The following is a 2382-nucleotide window of genomic DNA, read 5'->3' on the forward strand; positions in this document are numbered from 1 at the left end:
CAAAGGCCAGACTCGTTCCCTGCGCCTCAATGCCGATACGGCCGCCACAGCCGCGCAGCAACCTGTAAATATCTTTGGCCGCGTAGCCGCCGTAAATAAAAACACGCTCCGCGTCCCACAGGCGAACGGCGGCGTCCAGATAGCGGGGATCTGTCGCCAGCCAGTCACGGCCGTCGGCGGTGATTACCAGCCGTCCGGCGCTTTCGTTGTACTGAGGGTCGTGCAGCTCAAAACCCGAAAGATAAAAACGGTTGGCTGCCTGGCTGACAAGCAGCGCGTCCAGACCGCGCCTGCGCATGGCCCGGCGAAGTTCTTCACGGCGGGCGGCATATATCTGCTTCATGAGTGTTCTCCTGTCGCCAGTGTAGCGTGTGCGCCCGTCCCTGAAAAGTTGAAAAATATCCGGCATCGGCAGATCCGCGCAACGCGCCGGAAACATCAGGCATGCCCTTTTGGGAACAAGCATTGCCGCCCTTTCAAAAGCCACATCAAAAAAGGTGGTTTAATTGTCCCGTTTACCGGGCCGCCCCCGGTTGACCAGTTGACCAAGTGCGCCTATAGTCAGCGCATGTCGCAACCAACTTCATGCGAGCTGAGTGTTCTGGACCTTGTGCCCTTTGGGCAAACCGGCAACGAAAGCCGCTTCTTCGCACTGCGCCTTACCCGCCCCGAATGGACCAAGTGGCGGCCGGGCCAGTTTGTCATGCTCCGTCCCCAGTCTTTCGGGCTTGAAATCCCCTGGGCACGGCCCCTTGGCATATGCCATATGACCGCCCGGCACATGATCTGTTTTTTTCAGGTTGTGGGCAAAGGCACAAAGCGTATGTCCGAACTGCGCCCCGGTGACAAGGTGCGCGCGTGGGGTCCCCTGGGCAACGGTTTCGTCACCGAGCCGGACACGCCCACGCTGCTGCTGGCCGGGGGCATGGGCATCGTGCCTTTCGTGGGCTATGTGAGCGAGCACCCCAAGCCTTGGAACGTCACCATGCTTTTCGGCCATCGCGAGTCCATAAGCTGCTATCCCGTGGACAGCATCAATGAGCATGTGCCGCTGGACAGCCTGCGCGAAACCGTACCCGGCGATCTGGACAATTTCATATTTTCCATACAGGAACGCATGACGGAATACGCCGAGCAAAAAGGCCTTGTCCTGGCCTGCGGCCCCACGCCCTTTATGCGCACCGTGCAAAAGTTTGCCGCCGAACTGGGCATACGCTGCCAACTCTCCCTAGAAAACCGCATGGCCTGCGGTGTGGGAGCCTGCCTTGGCTGCGTGGCCAAAACAACAGAAGCATGGCCCGTACCCGCCAAGCGCGGCAGCCAGGTGCAGGCATGCAATCACGGCCCTGTGTTCTGGTCGGATCAGATAGAACTGTAGCCCGCTGAACAGCACACGCACGGGACGGTGCAACGCGGATCTGCCCAGAGCTGCGGCGGCTTGTTGCCGAAACGCGCCCCTTTGCGGGCGTCAGCAGCCAAACGGACTTTGCCCCGGCGTTGCGGCGCAGCACAAATTTTCAAAAATCCGCGCAGAGCGGTTGCGTGCTTTCAGCTTCAGGCGGCGCACCTTTGAGAATGCCCCTTCTTGACGCCTGAAAACGCTCTTGCTCCGCACAGCTCCCAGGCGCTTCCACACTGGAAGATGCTGTTCTCTGCCGGGGCGCAGGTTCGCCGGAAAACAGCCCGTACAGACGGCTCGTTGCCCGAGCGTTCCCCCGCCATAAAGACAGCGGGCAGAAAAAATAGTGGAACACGCCCCGGCGGGCATAAAACACCTTGCCAGCCCCGCCCGGCGCATTACTTTGCGCCCCGGCGGGTCTGCGTGGTTACTGGAGAATGCGGTATGGACCTTTCCGTTACGCTGAACGGGCAAACACACGATCTGTCCCTCAAAAATCCCATACTTACGGCTTCCGGCACGTTTGGCTACGGTGTGGAATTCGCCAGCTACGGCGATCTTGCCAGCCTTGGCGGCATTGTGGTCAAGGGGCTTTCCCTTGAGCCGCGCGGGGGCAACCCCTGCCCACGCATCGTGGAGACCGTTTCCGGCATGCTCAATGCCGTTGGCCTGCAAAATGACGGTGTGGATGTTTTTTGCACACAAAAGCTCCCTCTGCTGCCCTGGCAGGAAACCGCCGTCATGGCAAATATTTATGCCTCGTCCGCCGAAGAATTCGGCCGCCTGGCCGCCCGCCTCAATGATGAGGAAGGCGTGACCGCCCTGGAAGTCAACGTGTCCTGCCCCAACGTGCGTGAAGGCGGCGTGGCCTTCGGCCAGGATCCGAGCATGATCGCCCAGGTCACGTCCATCGTGCGTCACGCGGCCCCCGGCAAGCACATCATGGTCAAGCTCTCGCCCAACGTCACCGATATCACGGTCAT

2 protein-coding genes and 1 pseudogene are annotated in these 2382 nt (G+C 60.4%); 2 read left to right on the forward strand and 1 reads right to left on the reverse strand.

Translation table 11 applies throughout. The features are described from left to right. On the reverse strand, nt 1-343 hold a 343-nt coding region (locus V6C16_RS11350), incomplete at its 3' end, for an aminopeptidase P family N-terminal domain-containing protein (RefSeq protein WP_333543253.1). Between the two features lie 225 nt (nt 344-568). Between V6C16_RS11350 and V6C16_RS11355 the strand changes: the two genes are divergently transcribed. Beyond that, the gene (locus V6C16_RS11355; protein WP_333535459.1) at nt 569-1378 is read left to right on the forward strand and encodes an iron-sulfur cluster-binding protein; all 810 of its coding nucleotides are present in this window, start codon (nt 569-571) and stop codon (nt 1376-1378) included. A 465-nt stretch (nt 1379-1843) separates the two neighbouring features. After that, nucleotides 1844-2382 (forward strand): annotated as a pseudogene (locus tag V6C16_RS11360) (dihydroorotate dehydrogenase); the annotation flags it as partial.

The sequence above is a fragment of the Desulfovibrio sp. 1188_IL3213 genome (assembly GCF_036763145.1).
Taxonomy (GTDB): domain Bacteria; phylum Desulfobacterota; class Desulfovibrionia; order Desulfovibrionales; family Desulfovibrionaceae; genus Desulfovibrio.

Coding starts and splice junctions, on each gene's coding strand:
- V6C16_RS11355 (WP_333535459.1), top strand. CDS start 569: ATGTCGCAACCAACTTCATGCGAGCTGAGTGTTCTGGACCTTGTGCCC.